Origin of the sequence: Tetragenococcus solitarius NBRC 100494 (assembly GCF_001544195.1) — a bacterium.
Lineage (GTDB): Bacteria > Bacillota > Bacilli > Lactobacillales > Enterococcaceae > Tetragenococcus > Tetragenococcus solitarius.
This window is the reverse complement of sequence record NZ_BCPY01000087.1, coordinates 1-906: the sequence shown is the minus strand read 5'-3', so window position 1 is coordinate 906 and position 906 is coordinate 1. Positions and strand designations below refer to the sequence as shown.

At 40.7% G+C, this 906-nt stretch carries 1 protein-coding gene; it reads right to left on the bottom strand.

What is annotated here, in order from left to right; all coding sequences use genetic code 11:
• On the bottom strand, positions 1-769 hold a 769-nt coding region (locus TS1_RS12180), incomplete at its 3' end, for an IS4 family transposase (protein ID WP_174519347.1).
• Positions 770-906 lie beyond the last annotated feature (137 nt).

Here is a 906-nt window from a genome sequence, read left to right as displayed (position 1 = left end):
GGTAGTAGATCTTTTGACTACGTTTGACCATCGCTACGCAGTGGCATTTCAGGTCACGGATCTGTTGGAACATTTTGGGACTGGAAAACCAAGTATCGAATAAGACATAATCCGCATGGATCCCTTGGTTCAAAGCCGATCGAAGCAGTTCCAGTGTCACTTCTGTGCCTTTACGAAGCGCTTGAGCTTTACGTTTCCCCCTATTCGTGCGTTGGTCCCCGATATCAAGATCAGATTGGAGCTTTCTTTTCCCGGAGAGCAAGGAAAAAGCGACGGGGACAAAGCTGTTGCCATCACTCCAGCCTAATTGTAAATAACGAAATCCTTTGAAATATTTTTTCTTGGCATGGTCGTATTGTAAAGCGGCACATTCCACTTTTTTCGCATTCGAGCGGGTATACATGGAGTCATCCACGATAAATGTGGTTTTTCGGGCATCACCCGTCAATGGACGTAGGAAAGTAATGACGGATTTAGCCACTAAGATCAGTAATTTTTGCCAATGAGTGTGCGGATCATTCAAAACGTTGCGAAATGTTTTATCTGAAAATGATAGCTGTTCCTTTTGCTTTTGGTAAAACCGATAGGTAGAACCGTTGGTAAAGATCGAAGCTAATAGGAACGAAAAAATAACAGAAACGGAGAAACCCTTCCTGTGCACGGCATTCGATTTTTTAAGAGCAGAAGCTACATGGAACTGATGAAAAAAATCAGACACAGAGGTAGAAATTTTTTCTGAGTTTGGCGTTGTTTGTGTTATAATTGACATGGCATGAACACTCCTTGGTTAGTGGTTTTTCGTTGATTCTATTATACCAGGATTTGAGTGGTTCATGCTATTTTTGTATCAAAAAACGTTTATTTATCAAGGGATGAACTGTATTTTTGAACTTTCAAGTTTTAGTT